Annotated in this window: 28 protein-coding genes; 12 read left to right on the top strand and 16 right to left on the bottom strand. The window is 46.8% G+C overall.

Annotated features, from left to right (window positions below):
- Positions 1–21: 21 nt before the first annotated feature.
- The 6 genes from ACV3PA_RS10285 to ACV3PA_RS10260 all read right to left on the bottom strand — a co-directional run bounded on the left by ACV3PA_RS10285 (position 22) and on the right by ACV3PA_RS10260 (position 4,358).
- Positions 22–936: a methyl-accepting chemotaxis protein gene (locus ACV3PA_RS10285; RefSeq protein WP_456124602.1), complete on the bottom strand. Its 915-nt coding sequence runs from the start codon at positions 934–936 to the stop codon at positions 22–24.
- 116 nt (positions 937–1,052) lie between these two features.
- Positions 1,053–1,811, bottom strand: a complete 759-nt coding sequence (locus ACV3PA_RS10280; RefSeq protein WP_456124601.1) for a glucose 1-dehydrogenase — start codon at positions 1,809–1,811, stop codon at positions 1,053–1,055.
- Positions 1,812–2,388: 577 nt separating this feature from the next.
- Positions 2,389–2,826 (bottom strand): Asp23/Gls24 family envelope stress response protein, encoded by a 438-nt coding sequence (locus tag ACV3PA_RS10275; protein ID WP_456124600.1) that lies wholly within the window; start codon positions 2,824–2,826, stop codon positions 2,389–2,391.
- Positions 2,827–2,868: 42 nt separating this feature from the next.
- Entirely contained in the window at positions 2,869–3,075 is a 207-nt protein-coding gene (locus tag ACV3PA_RS10270) for a DUF2273 domain-containing protein (protein ID WP_035407857.1), read from the bottom strand.
- A 15-nt stretch (positions 3,076–3,090) separates the two neighbouring features.
- Entirely contained in the window at positions 3,091–3,633 is a 543-nt protein-coding gene (gene amaP, locus ACV3PA_RS10265) for an alkaline shock response membrane anchor protein AmaP (protein ID WP_456124599.1), read from the bottom strand.
- A 281-nt stretch (positions 3,634–3,914) separates the two neighbouring features.
- Entirely contained in the window at positions 3,915–4,358 is a 444-nt protein-coding gene (locus ACV3PA_RS10260) for a hypothetical protein (RefSeq protein WP_456124598.1), read from the bottom strand.
- Between the two features lie 85 nt (positions 4,359–4,443).
- Between ACV3PA_RS10260 and ACV3PA_RS10255 the strand changes: the two genes are divergently transcribed.
- Positions 4,444–5,172: an SDR family oxidoreductase gene (locus ACV3PA_RS10255; protein WP_456124597.1), complete on the top strand. Its 729-nt coding sequence runs from the start codon at positions 4,444–4,446 to the stop codon at positions 5,170–5,172.
- A gap of 65 nt (positions 5,173–5,237) precedes the next feature.
- On the opposite strand, the gene ACV3PA_RS10250 is transcribed toward ACV3PA_RS10255, so the two are convergent.
- The 3 genes from ACV3PA_RS10250 to ACV3PA_RS10240 form a co-directional block, all read right to left on the bottom strand.
- Positions 5,238–6,206 (bottom strand): LLM class flavin-dependent oxidoreductase, encoded by a 969-nt coding sequence (locus tag ACV3PA_RS10250; protein ID WP_456124596.1) that lies wholly within the window; start codon positions 6,204–6,206, stop codon positions 5,238–5,240.
- 62 nt (positions 6,207–6,268) lie between these two features.
- Entirely contained in the window at positions 6,269–6,958 is a 690-nt protein-coding gene (locus ACV3PA_RS10245; protein ID WP_456124595.1) for an ABC transporter ATP-binding protein, read from the bottom strand.
- A gap of 109 nt (positions 6,959–7,067) precedes the next feature.
- The gene (locus ACV3PA_RS10240; protein ID WP_456124594.1) at positions 7,068–7,460 is read right to left on the bottom strand and encodes a hypothetical protein; all 393 of its coding nucleotides are present in this window, start codon (positions 7,458–7,460) and stop codon (positions 7,068–7,070) included.
- Between the two features lie 196 nt (positions 7,461–7,656).
- Between ACV3PA_RS10240 and ACV3PA_RS10235 the strand changes: the two genes are divergently transcribed.
- Complete coding sequence (locus tag ACV3PA_RS10235) at positions 7,657–8,175, top strand: DUF4256 domain-containing protein (protein ID WP_456124593.1); 519 nt, start codon at positions 7,657–7,659, stop codon at positions 8,173–8,175.
- Between the two features lie 92 nt (positions 8,176–8,267).
- Positions 8,268–9,155 (top strand): GGDEF domain-containing protein, encoded by an 888-nt coding sequence (locus tag ACV3PA_RS10230; protein WP_456124592.1) that lies wholly within the window; start codon positions 8,268–8,270, stop codon positions 9,153–9,155.
- Here the strand turns inward: ACV3PA_RS10230 and ACV3PA_RS10225 are convergent.
- Positions 9,138–9,827 carry an alpha/beta fold hydrolase gene (locus ACV3PA_RS10225; RefSeq protein ID WP_456124591.1) on the bottom strand — a complete coding sequence of 230 codons (690 nt, stop codon included), beginning with the start codon at positions 9,825–9,827 and terminating at the stop codon, positions 9,138–9,140. The two genes, ACV3PA_RS10230 and ACV3PA_RS10225, sit on opposite strands and share 18 nt — an antisense overlap.
- Positions 9,824–10,549 carry an alpha/beta fold hydrolase gene (locus ACV3PA_RS10220; RefSeq protein ID WP_456125962.1) on the bottom strand — a complete coding sequence of 242 codons (726 nt, stop codon included), beginning with the start codon at positions 10,547–10,549 and terminating at the stop codon, positions 9,824–9,826. The genes ACV3PA_RS10225 and ACV3PA_RS10220 overlap by 4 nt, the downstream gene beginning before the upstream one ends.
- 159 nt (positions 10,550–10,708) lie before the next feature.
- Between ACV3PA_RS10220 and ACV3PA_RS10215 the strand changes: the two genes are divergently transcribed.
- Positions 10,709–11,377 carry an HAD family hydrolase gene (locus tag ACV3PA_RS10215; RefSeq protein WP_456124590.1) on the top strand — a complete coding sequence of 223 codons (669 nt, stop codon included), beginning with the start codon at positions 10,709–10,711 and terminating at the stop codon, positions 11,375–11,377.
- Entirely contained in the window at positions 11,374–11,757 is a 384-nt protein-coding gene (locus ACV3PA_RS10210) for a GNAT family N-acetyltransferase (RefSeq protein ID WP_456124589.1), read from the top strand. Before ACV3PA_RS10215 ends, ACV3PA_RS10210 begins: the two co-directional genes overlap by 4 nt.
- Here ACV3PA_RS10210 and ACV3PA_RS10205 read toward each other — a convergent pair.
- Genes ACV3PA_RS10205 through ACV3PA_RS10195 form a run of 3 tightly spaced genes read right to left on the bottom strand, consistent with a single transcriptional unit; the run spans position 11,749 to position 13,151 of the window.
- Positions 11,749–12,186, bottom strand: a complete 438-nt coding sequence (locus ACV3PA_RS10205) for a GNAT family N-acetyltransferase (protein WP_456124588.1) — start codon at positions 12,184–12,186, stop codon at positions 11,749–11,751. The two genes, ACV3PA_RS10210 and ACV3PA_RS10205, sit on opposite strands and share 9 nt — an antisense overlap.
- Positions 12,187–12,201: 15 nt before the next feature.
- On the bottom strand, positions 12,202–12,657 hold the full coding sequence (locus ACV3PA_RS10200) for a hypothetical protein (RefSeq protein ID WP_456124587.1): 456 nt from the start codon (positions 12,655–12,657) through the stop codon (positions 12,202–12,204).
- The gene (locus tag ACV3PA_RS10195) at positions 12,654–13,151 is read right to left on the bottom strand and encodes a sigma-70 family RNA polymerase sigma factor (RefSeq protein ID WP_456124586.1); all 498 of its coding nucleotides are present in this window, start codon (positions 13,149–13,151) and stop codon (positions 12,654–12,656) included. Before ACV3PA_RS10195 ends, ACV3PA_RS10200 begins: the two co-directional genes overlap by 4 nt.
- 134 nt (positions 13,152–13,285) lie before the next feature.
- Here ACV3PA_RS10195 and ACV3PA_RS10190 point away from each other — a divergent pair, with 134 nt between their 5' ends.
- The 7 genes from ACV3PA_RS10190 (at position 13,286) to ACV3PA_RS10160 (ending at position 17,976) form a co-directional block, all read left to right on the top strand.
- On the top strand, positions 13,286–14,314 hold the full coding sequence (locus ACV3PA_RS10190; protein ID WP_456124585.1) for a serine hydrolase domain-containing protein: 1,029 nt from the start codon (positions 13,286–13,288) through the stop codon (positions 14,312–14,314).
- On the top strand, positions 14,311–14,721 hold the full coding sequence (locus ACV3PA_RS10185; RefSeq protein ID WP_456124584.1) for a group-specific protein: 411 nt from the start codon (positions 14,311–14,313) through the stop codon (positions 14,719–14,721). Before ACV3PA_RS10190 ends, ACV3PA_RS10185 begins: the two co-directional genes overlap by 4 nt.
- Positions 14,718–15,284, top strand: a complete 567-nt coding sequence (locus ACV3PA_RS10180) for an AAA family ATPase (protein WP_456124583.1) — start codon at positions 14,718–14,720, stop codon at positions 15,282–15,284. The genes ACV3PA_RS10185 and ACV3PA_RS10180 overlap by 4 nt, the downstream gene beginning before the upstream one ends.
- Before the next feature lie 43 nt (positions 15,285–15,327).
- Positions 15,328–16,134: a phosphotransferase gene (locus ACV3PA_RS10175; protein ID WP_456124582.1), complete on the top strand. Its 807-nt coding sequence runs from the start codon at positions 15,328–15,330 to the stop codon at positions 16,132–16,134.
- Positions 16,135–16,187: 53 nt separating this feature from the next.
- The gene (locus tag ACV3PA_RS10170) at positions 16,188–16,619 is read left to right on the top strand and encodes a hypothetical protein (protein WP_456124581.1); all 432 of its coding nucleotides are present in this window, start codon (positions 16,188–16,190) and stop codon (positions 16,617–16,619) included.
- 202 nt (positions 16,620–16,821) lie between these two features.
- Entirely contained in the window at positions 16,822–17,652 is an 831-nt protein-coding gene (locus tag ACV3PA_RS10165; protein ID WP_456124580.1) for a DUF2268 domain-containing putative Zn-dependent protease, read from the top strand.
- 9 nt (positions 17,653–17,661) lie between these two features.
- Entirely contained in the window at positions 17,662–17,976 is a 315-nt protein-coding gene (locus tag ACV3PA_RS10160; protein ID WP_456124579.1) for a hypothetical protein, read from the top strand.
- 390 nt (positions 17,977–18,366) lie between these two features.
- Here the strand turns inward: ACV3PA_RS10160 and ACV3PA_RS10155 are convergent, their stop codons facing one another.
- Both ACV3PA_RS10155 and ACV3PA_RS10150 read right to left on the bottom strand, forming a co-directional pair.
- Positions 18,367–19,671, bottom strand: coding sequence for a HAMP domain-containing sensor histidine kinase (locus ACV3PA_RS10155; RefSeq protein WP_456124578.1), 1,305 nt, complete (start codon positions 19,669–19,671; stop codon positions 18,367–18,369).
- Positions 19,668–20,339 (bottom strand): response regulator transcription factor, encoded by a 672-nt coding sequence (locus ACV3PA_RS10150; protein ID WP_410501282.1) that lies wholly within the window; start codon positions 20,337–20,339, stop codon positions 19,668–19,670. The genes ACV3PA_RS10155 and ACV3PA_RS10150 overlap by 4 nt, the downstream gene beginning before the upstream one ends.
- Positions 20,340–20,343: the final 4 nt, after the last annotated feature.

Genomic DNA, 20,343 nt, shown 5'->3' with positions numbered 1-20,343 from the left:
GTTCCGGTATATTGAATTTATTTATAAGACGTCAACGAACTGTTTCGCCTGGTGCTCCAGTTGTTTCGCAGAATCAGCTAACTGATCGAACTCACTGACTGTATGCTCGAGTTGACCGGTACTGTCCTTGACCTTGCTTGAAATCCGCTCGATACTGTGCGAGACGTCCTCGATTCGCTCAACGATCCCTTCGATATTGTTCTTGATTTCCCCGATCGAGTGCGACACTTTGTTCGATAGGTTCCGGACTTCGGTCGCGACAACATCGAATCCACGTCCGTGTTCACCAGCGCGTGCTGCCTCAATTGCCGCATTTAAGGCAAGCAGATTTGTCTGCGCTGCAATATCCCGAATTGTCTTGACGATGTCAGTGATCGAGTTTGCATCTTTACGCAAGGCAACAAGACTCGATAAGTTCTCGACGGATTCCGCTTCGACTTGTTGGACGGTCGCAAGGACGTTCAAACCATCTTGTCGACCACTTTCTGATTTGACCGTCAAGAAGGCTGATGTCTCATTAAGTTCAGCCGCCATTCGCAAAACGTCCTGCTGGCGAATCGTGATGTCCGATGCAATTTTCGAGACCCCAACGACCCGTCGTCCGTCATCGGAATAAATCGGCATATACGTCGCTTCGAGCCACTTCTGTTGTCCGTCAGCAGCACGGCGTTCAATTTTATCCTGATACGTGATGCCTTGCATCAATTTTCGCCAAAACAACTCGTAATCTGGACTATTCACATACTCTGGAAAACAAAGATCACGGTGATATTTACCAATTAGTTCTTTTACCTTATATCCCATTGTTCTTGCAAAGAGTTCATTCACGTACGCGACCTTCCGTCGTTCATCAAAACGAATGATCGCTAGATTTTGTTCGATTGCCCGGATGACTTGTGTGTCGGTGACCTGTGTTGCTTGCTCATGCATCGACATGCCGATTCCTCCCTGGATTCAAACTCAAGGTTATGATGCCCCTATTGTCATATTATCCCTTATATCGACAAGTTCCTGCTATTTTAAACTGCAATCTAGTAAATAATATATTTTATTCAATATGCACTCCATCCCCCGTCGGCAACGACAATCGCCCCGTTGATAAAGCTTGCTTCATCGGACACAAGGAACAATGCCAATTTTGCGATCTCATCCGGATGACCGGCACGGGGATTGAGTCCCATTCCGAGCATCGCTCGTCCCATTCCAAATTCATTCAGATTGGTCATCGATTGCCCAATATTCGTCTCGACAGCACCAGGTGCGATCCCGTTACAGCGGATTCCCTCTCCGGCGTAAAAGAAAGCAGTATTCTTCGTCAGACCGATGACGGCATGTTTGGATGCCGTATATGCCGCTCCTGCTCGGGCACCGTTCAGACCACCGATTGAGATATTATTCAGAATCACGCCACCTCCGACTTCTTTAAAGTGTTTGACCGCTTCACGCATCAGACGCATCGTTCCCGTCGTATTGACTGCAAGGACATGATCCCAGCGTTCATCCGAAATGTCTGCCACGCCTTCCATCCCGTCCATGATCCCGGCGTTATTGACGAGAACGTCCAGTTTGCCGTAAGCATCGATTGTCTGTTTGACGAGCTCTCCTGCTGCACCGAGCTTTGCGATGTCACGTGCGGCAGCCATCGCCTCTCCGCCCGCTTCCTTGATTTCGGTAGCGACGCGTTCGACCGTTTCTAACCGAATGTCTGCTGCAACGATTCGTGCGCCTTCTTGTGCAAACAATTTTGCCATTGCTTCACCCATTCCAGAACCAGCACCCGTGACGATGATCGTTTTTCCTGTTAGTCGCATCGTGAATCATCCTTTCGTTTATCGTGATACTATCCTATTCCCGTTCTCATCATCAAACGTATCAAACGTCATGTCGATTCGATGAAAAAGACCCGACGATTTCGTCAGGTCCTATAACAAGTACGTTTCAGTTGGTTCATAGCGACTTCAGCACGTAGTCGCCGTCTGAGTTTCACCGATGCTTGGAACATACTCGGATCAAATAATCTAAAGTGACTATTGATCCAGTCTTGTCGATAGATTTCGTGTGCTTGTTTTACGATTTCTTCATCTGACAACTGCTCCATGTTTATTTCAGCACAGTCGAAATCATCCACACCAAACTCGAAACCACAACATGGACAAATTTCGTTACTCCCAGCAAAGTGTTCATAATATGGCGGACACTCGAGTTTATCAAATCCACATACGGGACAAACATGATACGAATTGTTTTGTTTCAATAGCACGGCTCCTCTTCAAACAATGATTATTCCTATGGCTATCGTACCTCATTTATCCACCACTTTTGAAAATTACGTCATTTTTACATACATGAAAAAAGACCCAACGATTTCCGTCGGGTCTTTCACCTTGCTTATTGCAGTTCGCGGCTTTTTTCTTCTTGTTCGTTGTTCGATTTATTTTTTGCTTCAAACTCAGCACGTGTCATAACGTCCTCGACGTGCATATTGACTTCGACGACTTCAAGACCTGTCATGTCACTGATTGATTTTTTGATTTTCGCGACTGTCTCTTGGAAGATCGACGGAATGTTTTTGCCGTATTCGACAATGACTTTCAAATCGAGTGCGACTTGGCGTTCTCCGACTTCAGCACCGATTCCTTTCGTGATGTCTTCAGAACTACGGAGACGATCCGTCAGTCCACTCATAAATCCACCACTCATTGACAAGATGCCTGTCACTTCGTTCGACGCGATCCCTGCGATTTTTTTGATGACTTGATCTTCGAACGTCAATTTATTCTCGCGTACCACTTCGTTTTGAGTTGTTGTGTTTACTTCGTTTGCCATTTGAAATCTCTCCTTTTGAATGTTTAGTAAGTTATATATGAATCAGTCCCGTTGAAAGAACTGAATCCACCCTTCAATATCGAGCGCACCATCGCGCCACTTTCCAATTAAAAATCCGATCGCTGCGAAGGCAACGATAAGGATTGTCGGACCAAAGCCAATCGTCAAGAATAAAATGGCGAGGATCAGACCGGCAAGTCCCCCGATCAGTCGAAACCGATACGGATAGAGTGCTTCTCTTGTCTTCATGTTCCCTCTCCTCCTTTAGACGACACGTTCCGCTGTTTTCGTTTTTGTGTCACTGATTGTGACTTTCGTACTCGTTACTGGCAACTCAAGTAAGGATTCGACAGCTTGTTTAGCACGTTCTTGGATATCTTTCGCAATTGTCGGTAAACCCTCTTGTCCAAAGACCGAGCAGTCAACTTTTAAGGCGACCGTCTCTTTTTTCGAATGGATGTCGGCATGGACACGCGGTGTCCGTACGCCACCAATTCCACGAATCGACTCTAAAGCCGTTCGTTCGATTGTCTCCTTCGAAATCGTGATCGTTCCGTCACCCGTTTGAATCAACAGACGTTGACCTTTCGATCGGCTAAACAATCCAGTGAATAATAGAATGACGAATACGAATGCTAAAAATCCTCCAATAGATAGAACGGTATAGCTATACCATTGCTGATCCTGCCACTGCTCGATTAAAGAACTGAGCCGTGGAACGTCATACACACCGAGCACAAGCAGCCCGACACTGATTAGTCCGAGTATGCCTATGATGACGAGTAAGAATCGATTAAACCCATTCATCTGCACCTCTCCTTTACAATTGTTATCTTCTTTCACCTAGGTGATTCAACACATGAAATATTATGTGTATGGTGTGTTTATTCCCGTTCATTCGAACCCGAAACATTTAAATACACTTTTGTTAAAATGTTCATACATTCTGATTATTCAGACTAAATAAGTCGAAACTAGTGCTTTATTTACTATTTTTCACGATAATAGACCTCTTTCAATTTAAAAAGAGGTCAGTACTCGACTTATTTATCATTAAACATATATCCTGTCAATATGTTTTTTGTTATTCATTTCACTTCAATCGGAAAGGCAAAATCGCCACCCCCTTCTTTCCAATCGGCTGTAATCTGATAGACGTACTTTCCGGGAGTCGAAGGGAGTGTCATATGCCCAGTCTTCTTATATGTTTTCATCTCTTTATGATCTTCGACCGACCATAAGACGATCTTGACAGACTTCGGAGCTGGTCCCTCCTCAAAACGAATCGTCAATCGATCTTCAGGATTTGCTTGCGTACTCGGATCGCCTTTTACTAAATCGATTGCTTCGGCCTTCGCGTCGGCTGTTTCTCCACGAAACATCCCTGACCAACTATAGGTGCCGGTATACACTTTCACCTCCCGATCTTCGATGGTCGCGGTAGGTTCAGGTGGTTGATGCCGAAATGGATCAAGTGATAAAAACCATCCGATTGCAACCACGATCAATCCAATAAAGAGATACCGTTTCATGAACAAACCTCCTATACGATGTTTTTAAATCAATAAAAGCGGCAATACCTCTCAAGGAGTACGTTATTCAGAAGGAGGAGTTCAGATGATTCAAGATAAAGTTGTCATCATTACAGGGGCATCAAGCGGTATTGGGGAAGCAACAGCGAAAGAACTTGCGAAACAAGGTGCAAAACTTGTTCTTGCTGCACGCCGGGAAGATCGTTTGCAAGAACTCGTCAAAGCGGTTGAGGCGGAAGGTGGTCAAGCCGTTTATCAAGTGACGGACGTCACCGACCGTGAGCAAGTTGATTCACTCGCTAAACTTGCGAAAGACAAGTTCGGCTCTGTTGATGTCATTATCAACAACGCTGGATTGATGCCACTATCACACCTCCATAAGAATCAACAGGACGAATGGAACACGATGGTCGACGTCAACATTAAAGGTGTCCTCCATGGAATCGGAGCAGTCCTACCGTACATGCGCGATCAAAAAAGCGGACACGTCATCAATATCTCGTCCGTCGCAGGTCATGAAGTCATGCCGTCAAGTGCTGTCTATAGCGGTACGAAATTCGCCGTTCGCGCTATCACGGAAGGTCTTCGTAAGGAAGAATCGGTCGACAATCACATCCGTGCAACAATCATCTCACCGGGAGCGGTCGATACGGAACTGAAGGACCATATCTCGGATGAAGAGATTAAACAAGGAATCGGTGACTTGAAAGCCATCGATGCAAGCGCAATCGCGCGTGCCATCGCCTATGCTGTTAACGAACCAGAGGATGTTGCAATCAATGAGATCTTGATTCGTCCGACAGCGCAACGTTAATTGAGTGTAGAGTTGTAGACAGGACCCCTCATTAGCAAAACAGCTAACGAGGGGTCCTGTTATGTTTAGAGAAGTCGCTCCGCAATGAGCTGGTACGACTGCAATCGCTTTTCTTGATCAAAGGCATTATTGATCAGTAAAAACTGATCTGTTTGATAACGCATTGCTAATGTTTCAAGCTCCTGTGCAACAACGTCTGGTGTCCCGACGATCGCCCGCCGGCGATCTTTACGGATCCGTTCCGCATGAACGTCATTCCAGACCTTTGCTTCAGTCGAGGCAAACGACGGAACGATTGAATTCCCGAGTCGGACACCTTGAATCCAGGCATCTTGTGTTCGAGCGAGACGCTCGGCTTCTTCTTGCGTCGGTGCACAGATGACGAAAACGCAGACGATGACGTCTGTTCCTCCTGCCTCACGATACGTAGAAAGCGTCTCTTCCCAACGATCCGGATTGATGAAGTGACCGAAAACAAGACCACGGTCTTGTTCTGCTGCAATCCGCGCACTACGTGGCGACAGACCAAGGATTGAAATCGGCGACGCTTGCCGGTCACGCGGTGTCGTCTTGACGATTCGGTACGGGTGTCGATTCGATAGACTATCTGTCAAGAACCCCGCCGTTTCATTAACAAGTCGACTAAACTCAGCTGCTCGGTTTTCTTCTCCATCTGTTAAAGCAAGTCGTGTCCGCTCGCTTCCACCTGGCGAATTGCCGATCCCGAGTTCGATTCGTCCTGGATAAAAGGCGTCGAGTGTCGCAAAACTCTCGGCCACTTTTAGCGGATGATATTGCGGTAACAACACACCACCAGAACCAAGTTTGATCGTTGATGTTCGTGCACCCATTCGGGCGATGAACAACTCCGGTGCCGCACTGAGCAACCCGTTCGTATTATGATGTTCTGCGAACCAATACCGCTCATAACCGAGTCGTTCGGCTTCTAAGACGAGTCGTTCCGTCGCTTCCATTGTCGCTTCGACCGTATCGCCCTCATGTAACGGTACTTGGTCCAGTATTCCTAATCGCATCACGCATTCCTCCTCTACCCTTTTAGTGTAAGGGGTGGAGGAAGGGAGTTCAAAAACGAGGCTCAGACATGAACGAGACGGTCTTCAATGATGACACCATCTCGCATCTCGATTGTTCGGTTTGCCCGTTCCGCAAGAGCCGGATCGTGGGTGACGAACAAGACGCCGCAGCCCTTTTCTTCGTTTAATGACCGTAAGAGATTGAAAATGATTTCTCCCGTATCCGTATCGAGGTTCCCCGTCGGCTCATCGGCAAGTAGCCATTTTGGTTCGTGGACGAGTGCTCGCGCAACGGCGACACGTTGTTGTTGCCCACCAGAGAGTTGCGACGGCAAACTGCCTGCTTTATCGGCGAGACCAACTTGCGCGAGCAACTGCTCTGCACGTTCTTTTTTATCATATGGTACTTTCCGACCGAACAGAGGCGCCATGACATTTTCAAGCGCCGTAAGCGTCGGAATCAAATGAAACTGTTGGAAGATGAAGCCGATGTTCTCGAAGCGGAAGTCGGATAGTTCCTTACTGTTCAATTTGTTGATCGGTTTCCCGTCATAATGCAACTCCCCACTCGTCGGACGATCGAGCGTACCGATCAAACTGAGTAACGTCGACTTTCCAGAACCCGATGGTCCGATAATCGAGATGAAGTCACCCGCTTCAAGTGTCACATCGATATCTTGTAACGCATGTGTCTCGACACCGTCTCCCGAAAATGATTTTCCCATCTGTTTGCATTGAAACGTTCCTTCCATATGTAAGCCCTCCATATATTCGTGATAACGTACTATTCAAGAATAGATTGGGAATTCCTTCTAAATGAAAGGAAATAAAAAACAGTATTCTTGAGGAACAAGAATACTGTCAAGAAACACGCGGTTGAATGGAGACGAAGTTTTTGCGATAGACAATCTCATACGGTAAGACGAACAATAGGCAAGCGAGACTTGTGAATTGGATCATGCTACCGATTGGTGGTAACGGAGACAGTGAGGCGTCGTGCCACGCTTCATATAGTCCGATGAATAGAAACAAGACGACGGCACTCGTCGTCACATAGATGAGTAGACGAAGGGTTAACGGATAGTGGCGAACAATCCATAACATTGGTAAACCAAAGATAAAATAGGATAACGTCATCGCAAACGTCCCGAACTGATAGACGATTTCAAAGTCAATCGTCGTCAGGAACGAATACGCCGTGAACGCTAAGAACGAAAGAATCGTCACGACAGCCGCATAACTGATCCAGCGCATACGGTTGGCTCCTCTCCTGAATGTCGTTCCTGTCCGCGCGATCGCGACAGAAACCGGATATGTACAATTAGTGTAGGCAGTCCGATTTCATTTGTCAATTGTCTTTAGATTGACTTATTCACTCAATGAATGATTGCGTTGGAAACGGATTCATTGAATAATGGAAAAAACGGACTAGGAAAGTGAGGTTTTACCGATGGATGAACAATTAACGATGTTTCGTGACCGCTTTGAGGCTACTCCTGATCGCCATGATGGACTCTCGTATGATGAGGTCGCGTCACGTCTGACATCTTCAAAACGAGCAGCACTCGTATGGATGGAACAAACAGGTGGCGAGCCGAACGTCATAAAGCTAGAGGGACGGTTCGTCATCAGCGACACTGTCAAAGAGAGTCCAACTGGTCGACGGAGCGTCTGCTTTGACGAAGCCGCTCGTCTTGGTCGAAAGAAAAATGCCCCTGTTGCTAGCATCGAATCGTTGATCGAAACGCTCGACTTACACCTATTGACACCAGAACAGTATCAAGAACTGCAGACACAGTTTTCGTTTGACGAAAAGACTTCCAGTTGGCTTGCGACATCAGACATGATTCGTCAAAAAGGTGGCGCCTTGTTCGGAGATCGTCGTTACGAAACGACCTTTATCTATCACAATGGGGCAGATTCCTATTATGCAAGTCGTGGATTTCGTGTCTTCCTTGAACTCGAATAAATGAAAACATTCCGCTCAAAGTAGCGGAATGTTTTTTGACAATTATAGGGAATAATACCCATTTATGATATGATAAGGCAAGAGTACGGGAGGTGGACGTCATATTTGTATTGGGTTTGATTATTGGTAGTCTCGTGATGTTGCTCAGTTTTCGGTTATTTCGTCGGCAGCAGCCGGATACAATCGCGTTATGTAAAGATATTTTCTATGTGTTTGAAGTCCAGCCGGAATATCGATTCCGCTACATTAGTCCGTCCCTTGATGATCATATCGGTAAAGGAGTCGCAGCCGCGAGTTATCTCGATCCGGACGAGTGTTTTGCTCGGATTCATCCGGAAGACATCGAGGTCCTGATGTCAAAAATTTCAGGTGACTGCGATTACGATCAGCCGTTTCGCCAGCGCTGGCGTACGAATGACAATCAGTATGTCTGGTTCGAAGAATATGCGACACCGATTCGCGAAAATGGACAGATCGTTGCCATCCAAGGTGTGATTCGCAACATTGATGATCAATTAAAATCACAACAAGCGATGCTTGATCAATACCGGATCGATTCCTTAACGCGACTCGGTAATCGACACGCCTTTAATGAAGCGGTTTACAAATTGGACCAAGCGGAAACGACATATGGTCTGATTCTGCTTGACTTGAATGAACTAAAAGAATTAAACGACCGATTCGGTCACGCTGTCGGGGATGCGTTACTAGAACAGACAGGACTCTGTATCCGCCGCTTAACGGATCATGGTTACCGGATTGGTGGCGATGAATTCGTCTTGATTGACTATAGTCCATCCATCTCCACCTTTGAAGCATTCGTCGAACATGTCCGCTCGACGTTCGCGACGCATGAGATCGGACTCGCAATCGGTGCCGTCCATACGACAACAGGACGCCGGATCGCCGACGTCCTGCATGAGGCAGATGCGCGGATGTATCAAGAGAAGATGAAGAAACGCTTAAGTCGTCAGTACTGATCGACGCATATTGCGTAACAACTCATTAAATCGTTCCGGTTGATCGAGATTCGCTGTATGCCCTGCTCCATCAATCGGTAAAGCGGTGACGTTCGGCACGTGCGCTACAACGAAAGCGGCTGCGTCAACTTCATAGTCTTCATTCGTTCCGTTCATGATGACGACTGGAAGCGTGATCGACTGCAGCATCGTCTCCGTCATTGCCGGGAAACGGAACGTCATCAAGTCGAGGACTGCTCGTGCCGTCGTTTTCCAAGCCGGACCATGCAGTTGTTCGAACTGAAGCGCAATGTCCGGTGCATGCTGGTCGATGTTGAGGAAATAGTCACGTTGCTCGTGCATCAACGGTTCCATCGCTTCCGGAATGAACGGTGAATAACCCGTCACGATCACACCTTCGAGTTCGTTAGGTGGATCGAGTGCTAGTTGCATCGCAAGTGTCGCTCCGAGCGACAAGCCGAGAATCCATCCTGGACCTTCCTGTGCCATTCGTTCGCGGATGGCATCTGTTGCTTGTTGTAAGTAATCGTCCGATGCTGGTTCCGTCGTGAATCCGTGCCCCGGTAGATCAATCGGAACGAACGTAAAATCATCCGCGAGAGCGGATAGTTGTGGTGCAAAATGTGTGTCTGCTGTGCCCATTAGGCCATGTAGTACATACAAGCGTGTCATACGGTAAACTCCTTCGGTTGATGTAGTGCCAAAATCGCGTTTGCGACGACGTCCGGACGATCATGATGCATCATGTGTGATGTACCTGGAACGAATGTCACGTTCGCCTTATAGGATAGATTCGCCTGTCGCCGTATTAATTCCTGCCATTTATTTTCCATTCGTTCGAGTTCATCTTCCGGAAAACCGGCCGCCATCATGGTCTGGATCGATTTTGTTTTATCCCGACCGAGAACGGTCATCGGGAACCCAAGGTCGCGCATGAGTGGCTGAAGCGCCTTCGCATCACTCTTCCACTTTGAAATGATGGCATGCATCGCCTGGTAGTACGCTGGGTTCCAGTCCGTGCGGTCGTCACCATCCGGGAATCGATCGCGGAGGTCGGTTGCTGTCGCTAGCTCCGCGAATCGTTCGATCCAGACGGCGTCGTCCCCTTCTTGATCGAGTGTCGGTGTATCGAGCTGATCGAGTTCTGCTAAGTCAACGGATGTTGCATCAACGAGGACGAGTCCAGCTACATGCTCCGGATGTTGCAAGGCGAAGGCTTGCGCGACGAGTCCACCGTAAGAATGTCCGACGAGTGTGACCGGAGTCGTGATGTCCGCCACGTTAAGGAACTGTTCGATTTGCTGTAAGATACCTGTCGTCCCGTCCATATAATCATCCGACCACTCATGCGGATGGAAGCTGACGACCCGGTAGTCCGGTGTTAGTTTCGTCAGAATGTCCGATCAGTCCTGATACGTCCCACCGAGCGAGGGTAATAACAACAACGGTCGACCTGTCGAACCGTCATCATAATACGTCACTTGTTTTCCCTGTTGCTGAATATATCGTTCCATTAAAATCACTCCTCTATAGTGTGAAAGGTGTTGTTGATCTTGATTCGTGCGCTATTGTTTGATTTAGACGAGACATTACATGACCGGAGAGGTTCTCTCCCGGACTTTCTTGAGAACCAATATGAGCGTTTTTCAACTCAAATCTCGACTATTCCGCTAGACGAATACGTCAGCGTCTTCTTAGAGCTTGATCAAGGCGGCCGGGTCTGGAAGGACGTCGTCTATGCTGAAATGATTCGTCGTTTCCAATTGTCGCTTTCTGTTGAAGTACTGCTACACGACTACGTGACGCATTTCCCGAATTTCGCTCGCAGCTTCTCTGGCGTTACGGCCTTTTTTGCGCAATTACCGCCTGAGCTACCAATCGGTTTGCTCTCGAACGGTCGGACGACGCTTCAACGTGCCGTCCTTGACGCGATTGGACTCACTTCTGCCTTTACGCAGATTGGAATCTCGGAGCAAGAAGGCTTACGTAAACCGGATCCGGCATTTTTCTTGCGCTTAACGGACCGTTTAGGTGTTCGTCCGGACGAAGTGCTTTATGTCGGCGATAATTACGATCACGACATCCTACCAGCACAAGCGCTCGGTATGCAGACCATTTGGAAGCGCACAGGTGATATTGTGTTGACCGACACACACTTTTCGGACTGGCGTCAGTTGCCTCTTCCGTTACAAAATCTCATTCCGAAGGAGACTCATCCATGACTGAACAGATTCGCCGTTTCCAACCTGAAGATTTTGATCAGATTCATCGCTTGAATGAACAAGAAGGCTGGCGATATCTCGTCACTGAGAAAGAGCGGACGCGCCATGCATGGATCAATGCGAATGCCGCATACGTCCTCGAATGCGACGGACAAGTACTTGCTTATGTCCGCGCTTTGACGGATGGTTTCGTGACGACATACGTCTGTGAGCTTCTCGTCAGTCGCAAGGCGCGCAAGCAAGGATACGGACAACAGTTGCTCGATCACCTGAAGCACACCTATCCGACTCGCATTGATCTACTGGCAACCCGTCAGTCTGCTCCTTTCTATGAAGAGCAAGGATTTCGTGCTTTCCATGGTTTCCGTCAATCACGATGACGGTAATGACTTCGAGTAACTCGTACTCGTCACCCCGTAACCCATCGCCTGATAAAAGTGATGGGCTGCTTCGCGTTCCGGGCGATTGCCACTGTTCAACAATACAGCAGTCGCCCCTCTCGCTTGTGCCCAGTCTTCCGCTTCTTGGATCAAGCGGCGACCGATTCCCCGCCGACGATGCGTCGCATTGACGACGAAAGTAACGATCCGGACATATGTCGTATCATGCTCGAACGCTTGCGCCTGAAATAGACCGACGCAGCCGAGAAGGATCCCGTCTTCTTCTAACACAAGCAAATCATAATCAGGATGACGCGTGACCCGTGTAAACCGTTCGCGTAACTCATCCTCGCTTGCCGGATATCCGAGCTGCGTCATTAAATCGACTAATTGCGGCAAATCGCTAGTTGTCCAGGACCGAACATTCATCTCTTTTTCCCCCTTTTACTGTTCTGGTGACAGAATCATCACCCGTTCTCGTCCCTCTTCCTGACCAACGACCAGTACGTGCTTAGACACTGGATCCTTTTTGACTTGATAGACGGTAAACGCTTCGAGGTTCGACGAAAAATCAGATGTGTCTTGTTCCAGTTCCGTATCATTCAAGACACCATTAGTAACACCAATCCGTTTCCCTTTCAGCTGTTGCCAGTCTGGATTCGTGACCACTTTTGCGACCGTGTATAACTGTTCATCATAATACATACCGATCACCATCGATTGCGATGATTGTTCGGGAATGGTCTCTTGTACGGAACTAAGACCGATGATCGTAAGACCGACTGCGAGAAAAGCGGCTTGTAGGGAACGCCGGCGCCGTTTTGCTTTCCGAATGCCTTGGACCGTCCGTTGTCTGACGGATGACGGTATGTCTATCAAGATTTTTGGCTCATGATTCATAGACTCATCCCTTTCTGTCGTCGACGTACTTTCTCGAGAGCGCGGTACAGTGTGCTTTTGACTGTACTCAGTGGAACGTCAAATGTACTCGCGATCTCCTGCAAGGACAAATCCTCTTCATACCGCAAATAGACGATTGAGCGCTCAGTCGGCTCAAGAATTTCAAGTAAATCCTCTAGATACAAACGATCAACGAGTCGCTCTTCAAACGACGTGGTTTGATTGGGTTCAACTGTCAACAGTTGAAACGACGCACGCTGTTGCTTAAACGCACAATTCATCGTGATCCGCGTCAACCACGTTTTAAAATACGAGGCATCACGTAGACTCTTTCGCGCACGCCACGCTCGATACGCGACCTCTTGGACATTTTCAAGCGCCGCTGCCTCTTCTTTCAAGTAGATGAAGGAGATCCGGTACACATAGTCTTCTTCTGCGAACAATGCCGCTTCAAAAGCAGCATCCGAGAATGCCGCACCTGACTTGCGAAACACATCACTCTCCCCCTTTCTGCAATCACTCCCTTATTAGATACGCAACACGTTTAAAAAGTTTCATTTTTTTCAAATTTTTCTTATAATTCCCTTTTCTTGCATGATTGAATTCGATAGGATGGGAAGCAGAGAGGATGATGAACGTGATTAAAAAGCTTACTGATTTACCGGAGCTTACACATTTTGAAGGCGCGGTTTCCGTTCACCAAGACGGAGAACTGATTTTTAGCCACGCTGGCGGAATGGCGCATCGTGGATATGGTGTATTGAATGCAGAGACGACGCGGTTCGGAATTGCTTCTGGCGCGAAACTCTTCACAGCGGTTGCCATCTTACGGCTAGTCGAGGCTGGTCAACTAACGCTCGATCAACACGTTGCGGCGATTTTACCGAACACAGGAATCGACTTAGAAGGCGTGACCGTACATCACTTGTTAACCCATACGTCAGGGATCGGTGATTATTTTGATGAGGCCACGATGACCGACTTTGAGGATGTTTTTCAAGATACCCCGATGTATCGCTTGCGACGACCACTTGATTTTTTACCGTTGTTTCGTGACCAAAAGAGACAGTTCGCTGCGGGCGAACGCTTTCACTACAACAATGCGGGGTACATTTTGCTTGGTCTCGTAATTGAACAACTTACTCATCAAACCTTTACGGACTATATCTCGAACGAATTATTCGCTCGCACCGAAATGACGCAATCTGGTTACTTCCGACTTGACGCCTTACCAGCGGATACAGCGATTGGACACATCGAGGAGTCGGATGGATCGTGGCGAACGAATCATTATGCGTTACCGATCATCGGCGGACCGGATGGTGGCGCTTTCCTTACGGCAGCAGATATGGAACGATTTTGGCGCAGTCTCTTAACACATCAACTATTGTCTGAAACGATGACTAAGCAACTCTTCCATCCCCACGTCGGTGTCAATGATGTAGCGTCTTACGGTTATGGTGTCTGGTTGAAACAACTCGACGTCACCCACGAGAAATGGCACATCATGGGCTACGACCCGGGTGTCAGCTTCCATTCCGCTTATTATCCGCAATCCAATACGGTCGTCACCGTCTTATCGAATACGTCTGACGGATCCTACGCGCTCGTTCAAACTATCGAACAACTTTTACTTGAGAAAGGAATTCATACATGAAACTCTATATCGCTTCTCGCTTCGACCACACGTTGACCGTCCGCTGGCTCCGCGATGAACTTCGCTTGCGTGGACACGATTTAACATACGACTGGACGATGAATGATCGGGCAGAAAATCCCGAAGCATTACGAAACATTGGTCTTTCTGAATTCGAAGCCGTCAAGCAAGCGGACGCCTTCGTCCTCGTGTTACCGGCAGGAAAAAGTAGCCACGTCGAACTCGGGATTGCGCTCGCAACGAATCGCCCGATTTATTTATGTATGCCGGATGCGACCTACTTCACCGGACCATTAGCAAGTACGTTTTATCATATCGGACAAACGACTCCTTGCTTCGGTACGAAGGAAGAGTGGCTTGCGCAAATCATTGCCGATCGCTTACCAGAGGAACAACTGACGTCATGAGGACAGTCCTGCTAACAATTGGTCCGACACACACCGGGAAAACAACGTTCGCCAAAAAGCTTGCACAACTTCTATCATCAAGCCTTATCATCGATCAGGATCTTCAGGCGCGTTTTTTGCTTGAGCACTATCCGGAACTTGTTCCGACAGAAGGGGCGAACCACATCAAATATGACTTGACGAAATGGCTGATGGATCGGGCAATCTCTTCGTCCATCGAGACCATCATCCTCTGTAACGCGAACCTCACACGGACCGGTCGGAAACAATTGTTGCAACACTTTCCCCGTTCGACGTTCCGCTCGATCCTCGTCTGGTTTGATTTACCTGAAGCGACGCTTGTTGACCGACTGACTCATTCGACACGCGATGGAAGCGAGATTCGTGGCGACTCGTCGTACGATGAGATCTATCAACGGCAACGAATCGAGCCACCTGTTCCTGGTGAAGCGGACAACATCGTTCGTTTTCGTTCGACGAAAGACGTTGACACATTCCTCGAGCATGTCACGAATCAAGCGTTTGATTCATTTTTCGATATGGAGACCATGCGTACTCAATAGTATGTAACCGATTCTAACTTTAACGATGAAAGAAGTGACTATTATGTCTGAAGAACAACGGCTGACTGGCGGAAATGTCTCCGCTGTCTATCAAAAAGGCAACTATGTCTATCGTACACAAAATGAGAACAGTCCAAATGTTCACCGTCTATTACGCCATTTAGTAGCGAAACATCTATCCGGTGTTCCCCGTTTTATCGGGAACGACGATCAAAATCGAGAAATCCTGACCTTTCTCCCCGGTGAGACGGCTGACTATCCGCTAAAAGCGTACATGTGGCAAGACGATGTCATAAAAGACGTCGCGCGTTTGATGCGCAAATATCATGACGCAACAGTCGACTTCGAAACCGGTGACTGGGAGCCATTGCTTAATACCCCTACCCCATACGAAGTCATCTGTCACAATGATTTTGCTGTCTACAATACGATTTTTCAGGATCAACGTCTGAGTGGCGTAATTGACTTTGACCTCGCGGCACCCGGTCCGCGTGCTTGGGACATCGTCTATGCGCTCTATACGTTCGTTCCGCTCAGCAGCAGACGACAAGCACCTGACGGATCCGTTATCGATTATGTAGCAGAGCAGGATGACGCACGCTTCGCCGAGCGGGTGAGTCGATTCCTAGATGCTTATGGGTATGAAAGTCTGCGTTCCGACTTGCTACCGATGTTATTGTTGCGTGTCGAAGCGCTCTATCTGTTGATTGATCAACGAGCTGCCGACGGCGATGCTGCCTTCATCAAGATGAAAGAAGAAGGTCACGATACACATTATCGTGCCGAATATCGTTTCGTTGCCGAGCATGGTCCAAAATGGTTCATCGATAAAGATTCATTAGAAAAATAACAGTTTATCCTTTACGTTAAATGTCCGTGATCTTCATAGAGGAGTGATTTCCCGTGAAAACGATTGATCTTGATTTTTTACTGACGACTGAAGAATATGATCTCGAACTGGATACGATGTCGTTAAAGGCAAACGACCATTATGCGATTGATTTCTATTTTTATGGAGCTGACGAAACATTCAAGCTTTTGATTGACGATCCTTCGCGTGACTATTTTTTGATGCGTTTCGAAAAGTACGCCGTTTTCTTAGGTACCTTGCAAGAGCACGGCATCATCGACGAAAAACTCCGGAACCCGTATCCGGTCGTGAAGTCAAAAGAATCGATATTTGGAGAGTTCGCTGCGAAGTTTATGAAAACGAAGGAAATTTATACTGAACGGGGAGACTTGCACTTATTTGCCATCAGAACGCATGAACAGGATTTTTACATCTTGTCCTACAGCGATCCAATCATCATTGATCATATGGCGAAAGAGGATTGATTGAACAGCAGATGGTTTTACATTATAAAAAGAGGAGGATGAACGTATCTTGAAAAAATCACTGATAGTACTTTTAACTGCTCCCCTTCTGCTTTTATCCGCTTGTACAGAAGAGCAAAAGACAACACAGCCTCCTACTAAAATGATGTCAAAGAGTACAAAAGTACAATCCGAATCTGTAAAAATTGATGACGAAAGTAAATTGAACATTGTTTTTCTCTATGAACCATATAAAAAATATCTACAAGCGTCCTTAAAAACAAATGATCCTGAAGTAGATAAAAAGAATTATGCGAAGTATGTCTTAAGCTATATCGACAAAATCGGGGAAAAGGAGCAGTTCGCGACAGCCGACTTAAAAGGTTCTCTGATGCTGCAATCAACCGTATACGAACAAGAGCTCCTCGATAAAATCGAGAACTTGATGAAACAGCAGGACAACATTAAAAAAATCATCCAAAAAAATTACATCGCTTCACATAAGATACTTCCCAAAAAGAAAAGTACCATTATTGTCGCCCCCATTAATCCTGAATCCTCTCTCGATATCCAGCCGATGAAAGGTGTTACAGGAGCAGCCTATAAAGATGCTTTCATTCTCTACCTGGATCCAAACTACGATCAAGACGTCTTAGCATATACGACGGCACATGAATATCATCACTTAGTCCTCATGGATACACCCGATTTTAGTTTATATACGACTCTTAATTCCGTCATCGTCGAAGGAAAGGCAGATGCCTTTGCCGACCGAATCGTCAAAGGCGTTTCCATTCCTTGGAATGTCGAGATGGATGAAGCGACGAAGAAACATGTCGTGCATCTAGTCAACAACTATGAAGTATCGCAACTCGATTTCGTCCTAGGTAACGAACAAAAAAAGCTTCCTCGCTGGAGTAACTACATGTTAGGGCATGATATTCTCAATCATTATTTTGAGTCGCATCCCGACCAGTCCATCGCTGACTGGACCTACGCGAATCAAACAGATATCTTAAAAGGATACAAGTACCAAAAGATTCTTGAACAATGAGGTGGTTTTTTGAAACACACATGTCCCGTCTGCGGATATGATCAAATGGACGATGTCGCTTATTACGCGAACAATGATGCTTCGTTCGAACTTTGTCTTTGCTGCGGCTTTCAGTTCGGAGTAGACGATGATGTCGAAATCGAGGACGGTATCTTCTTATCAAGAAGTGAAGCACACGACTTGTATCGCTCAAACTGGATTGAAGAAGGCGCTAAAGTCTTTAGTCCTTATGCCTTTAAGGGTGGTCAAGCAAAGGGTGAACCTTTAGCGAAAACAGTCTTGGAAAAACAATTACAAAACCTCCAAGTCATAACGAAAGAATGAAACACAAAAATTATTGTAGTTAAGAGGGATATTTGATGTTGATTCAAATAATCGGTATCTTTTCAATCATTTTTATACTTGGTTTAATTTTTACAAACCAACCATTAAAAAGAGTCATTATCGTTTTGTTCGCAAGTTCTATAATCATTTTCGCCGCACGTATTTTAACGACACAACAATCGATTGCAGAAGCATTTTTTAATTCGTTTGGCTTTTTGACGCTTTTAGCATTCGTGATAATCGTTATTCACTTCTATAAGAAACAGTCCGCCAAAAAAAGTAACCCATAACTCGAAATCGACCCCTTCACGACTACATGCTAAAAACAAATGAAAAGAGCGCTGATTTTCACGGTGACATCGTGTAAGTCTGTGCTCTTTTTGTCTGTCATCATTCACGCGTCTCGTGGACCATCAATGTAACGGTCACGATAGCTCCTTGATTCGGATGATTTTCAATCGTCAATTCACCGTCATGTAAATCGATGATCCGTTTAACGATTGATAAGCCAAGACCATGTCCTTCATTCGCTCGTGACTGTTCTCCTTGATAGAAGCGATCAAAAACATACGGTAAATCCTGTTCTGCGATTCCTGGTCCTTCGTCGCGAATCGTGACACGAATCTGCTTCCCTTCATTTAAGATCACTTCCAACACTCCCGATTCCGGCGAAAAACGAATCGCGTTTTCGAGCAGATTCAGCCAGACATGCTGCATCAGTTCCTCTTCCCACTCAACGAACACTTCCGGCAAATCAAGCTCCAGTCGAAGTGATTTCTCGGTCCACTGTCGTTCCAGCAACAAAAGACACGTCCGAAGTTGTTCATCGAGCCGATATCGTTTTCGTTCGATGATTGTCTGATGATCAAGCCGTGACAAACGGACGAGATTTGACGTCAAACGTGATAGACGGGTACTTTCTTGTTCCATGATCGACAAGTACTGCTGCCGTTTATCCGGGTTTTCTTCTGTCTGTAATAACCTAGAAAATCCTTGAATCGAAGCAATCGGTGTCTTCAGCTCATGCGAAATCGAGGCGACGAGATCCTTCGCGAGATGGTCGTTTCGCCGTAACGCTTCGGTCATGTGGTTAAAGTTTTCAACGAGTAGTGCGACCTCATCGTTCCCACCTTCCTTGATCGAGACATCATAGTTCCCGTTCGTCACTTCGATCGCCGCTTCACTAATGCGACGAATCCGTCGTGTCACGAGCGTGACGGCGAGCCATGTCAGGATGAAAGCAACGCCGATCGTGATTACGATGCCGATCCCAGCTGACGTTCGTAATCCGTCAAGGATTCGTTGCCCGGCGATTGGTGTCGAGACGAGATATCCTGTCTCCGTCTGACGGATGTATTGCGCAGGTTCGATCCATGTTCCGTTGATCGTGATTTCACTATCTTGCTCGAGCTGGTCGCGTTCTGATGACGATAATGATGGCAATTGATTGAGCTGTGTCGTCTGTATCAAAGATTGATCCATGTACTGACTGGCTTCAGCGAATGACAGGTTTTGGTCTTGCATCAAGCGTTCGATCTGGTCTGTTCGTTTTCGCAATTGATCGCTCAAGTCTTGATCGATTTCTTGAAACTGGAACCAGATCGTCATGACGAATGGTAAAAGAAGGGGTAGTAATAACAAACCGAATAGGATGATGAAAAAACGACCAGAGATCGATCGAATGAATCGCTTCATTTGATCACTCCTTTATAACCGAGTCCCCAGACCGTCTCAATCGCAAAATCATCATAGTCACTGAACTTGTCACGCAACCGTTTGATATGAACATCAACCGTCCGACTGTCGCTCTCGGCATCATATCCCCAAATCTCATCCATCAATTGCTGTCGTGTAAAAATTTGCTTCGGATGTGCTAATAAGCGATAGAGCAGTTGGAATTCTTTCTGTGGTAACGGTATCTCTCCACGAGGCGTCACGACCGTTGCGTCCGTTATCCGTAGTTGCAGGGAACCAATGATTAATTCTTGCGTCGCTACGATCTTTGACCGACGTAGCAAAGCTCGGATTCGGAGTAAAAGTTCATCTAAATCAACTGGTTTGACCATATAATCATCGGCTCCCGTCGTAAAACCAGCTTCTTTATCTTGAAAGGAATCCAGCACCGTCAACATCAAGACAGGTTGTTCGTACCCCGATTCACGCAAGAGCTGAACCAGTTCGATCCCTGAGACGTGCGGCATCATCACATCCGTCACGATGAGATCGACGTGTTGCTGATCGAGCTCGTCGAGTGCGACTTTTCCATCTCTTGCTTCAATCACCGTAAAGCCGGCGGACCGGAGTGTCTCGCCTAGTAACAGACGGACATTCCGGTCATCTTCGGCAATCAAGATTGTTACCATCGTC

Source organism: Exiguobacterium sp. EA-TM-5 (assembly GCF_053878415.1).
The sequence above is the reverse complement of the archived record's forward strand: the minus strand, read 5'-3'. Positions and strand labels throughout refer to the sequence as shown.

Coding starts and splice junctions, on each gene's coding strand:
- ACV3PA_RS10200 (WP_456124587.1), bottom strand. CDS start 12,657: ATGAATCATGAGCCAAAAATCTTGATAGACATACCGTCATCCGTCAGA.
- ACV3PA_RS10285 (WP_456124602.1), bottom strand. CDS start 936: ATGTCGATGCATGAGCAAGCAACACAGGTCACCGACACACAAGTCATC.
- ACV3PA_RS10155 (WP_456124578.1), bottom strand. CDS start 19,671: ATGAAGCGATTCATTCGATCGATCTCTGGTCGTTTTTTCATCATCCTA.
- ACV3PA_RS10245 (WP_456124595.1), bottom strand. CDS start 6,958: ATGGAAGGAACGTTTCAATGCAAACAGATGGGAAAATCATTTTCGGGA.
- amaP (WP_456124599.1), bottom strand. CDS start 3,633: ATGAATGGGTTTAATCGATTCTTACTCGTCATCATAGGCATACTCGGA.
- ACV3PA_RS10280 (WP_456124601.1), bottom strand. CDS start 1,811: ATGCGACTAACAGGAAAAACGATCATCGTCACGGGTGCTGGTTCTGGA.
- ACV3PA_RS10255 (WP_456124597.1), top strand. CDS start 4,444: ATGATTCAAGATAAAGTTGTCATCATTACAGGGGCATCAAGCGGTATT.
- ACV3PA_RS10240 (WP_456124594.1), bottom strand. CDS start 7,460: ATGCGCTGGATCAGTTATGCGGCTGTCGTGACGATTCTTTCGTTCTTA.
- ACV3PA_RS10205 (WP_456124588.1), bottom strand. CDS start 12,186: ATGAATGTTCGGTCCTGGACAACTAGCGATTTGCCGCAATTAGTCGAT.
- ACV3PA_RS10275 (WP_456124600.1), bottom strand. CDS start 2,826: ATGGCAAACGAAGTAAACACAACAACTCAAAACGAAGTGGTACGCGAG.
- ACV3PA_RS10235 (WP_456124593.1), top strand. CDS start 7,657: ATGGATGAACAATTAACGATGTTTCGTGACCGCTTTGAGGCTACTCCT.
- ACV3PA_RS10250 (WP_456124596.1), bottom strand. CDS start 6,206: ATGCGATTAGGAATACTGGACCAAGTACCGTTACATGAGGGCGATACG.
- ACV3PA_RS10190 (WP_456124585.1), top strand. CDS start 13,286: ATGATGAACGTGATTAAAAAGCTTACTGATTTACCGGAGCTTACACAT.
- ACV3PA_RS10225 (WP_456124591.1), bottom strand. CDS start 9,827: ATGACACGCTTGTATGTACTACATGGCCTAATGGGCACAGCAGACACA.
- ACV3PA_RS10210 (WP_456124589.1), top strand. CDS start 11,374: ATGACTGAACAGATTCGCCGTTTCCAACCTGAAGATTTTGATCAGATT.
- ACV3PA_RS10150 (WP_410501282.1), bottom strand. CDS start 20,339: ATGGTAACAATCTTGATTGCCGAAGATGACCGGAATGTCCGTCTGTTA.
- ACV3PA_RS10180 (WP_456124583.1), top strand. CDS start 14,718: ATGAGGACAGTCCTGCTAACAATTGGTCCGACACACACCGGGAAAACA.
- ACV3PA_RS10175 (WP_456124582.1), top strand. CDS start 15,328: ATGTCTGAAGAACAACGGCTGACTGGCGGAAATGTCTCCGCTGTCTAT.
- ACV3PA_RS10185 (WP_456124584.1), top strand. CDS start 14,311: ATGAAACTCTATATCGCTTCTCGCTTCGACCACACGTTGACCGTCCGC.
- ACV3PA_RS10260 (WP_456124598.1), bottom strand. CDS start 4,358: ATGAAACGGTATCTCTTTATTGGATTGATCGTGGTTGCAATCGGATGG.
- ACV3PA_RS10270 (WP_035407857.1), bottom strand. CDS start 3,075: ATGAAGACAAGAGAAGCACTCTATCCGTATCGGTTTCGACTGATCGGG.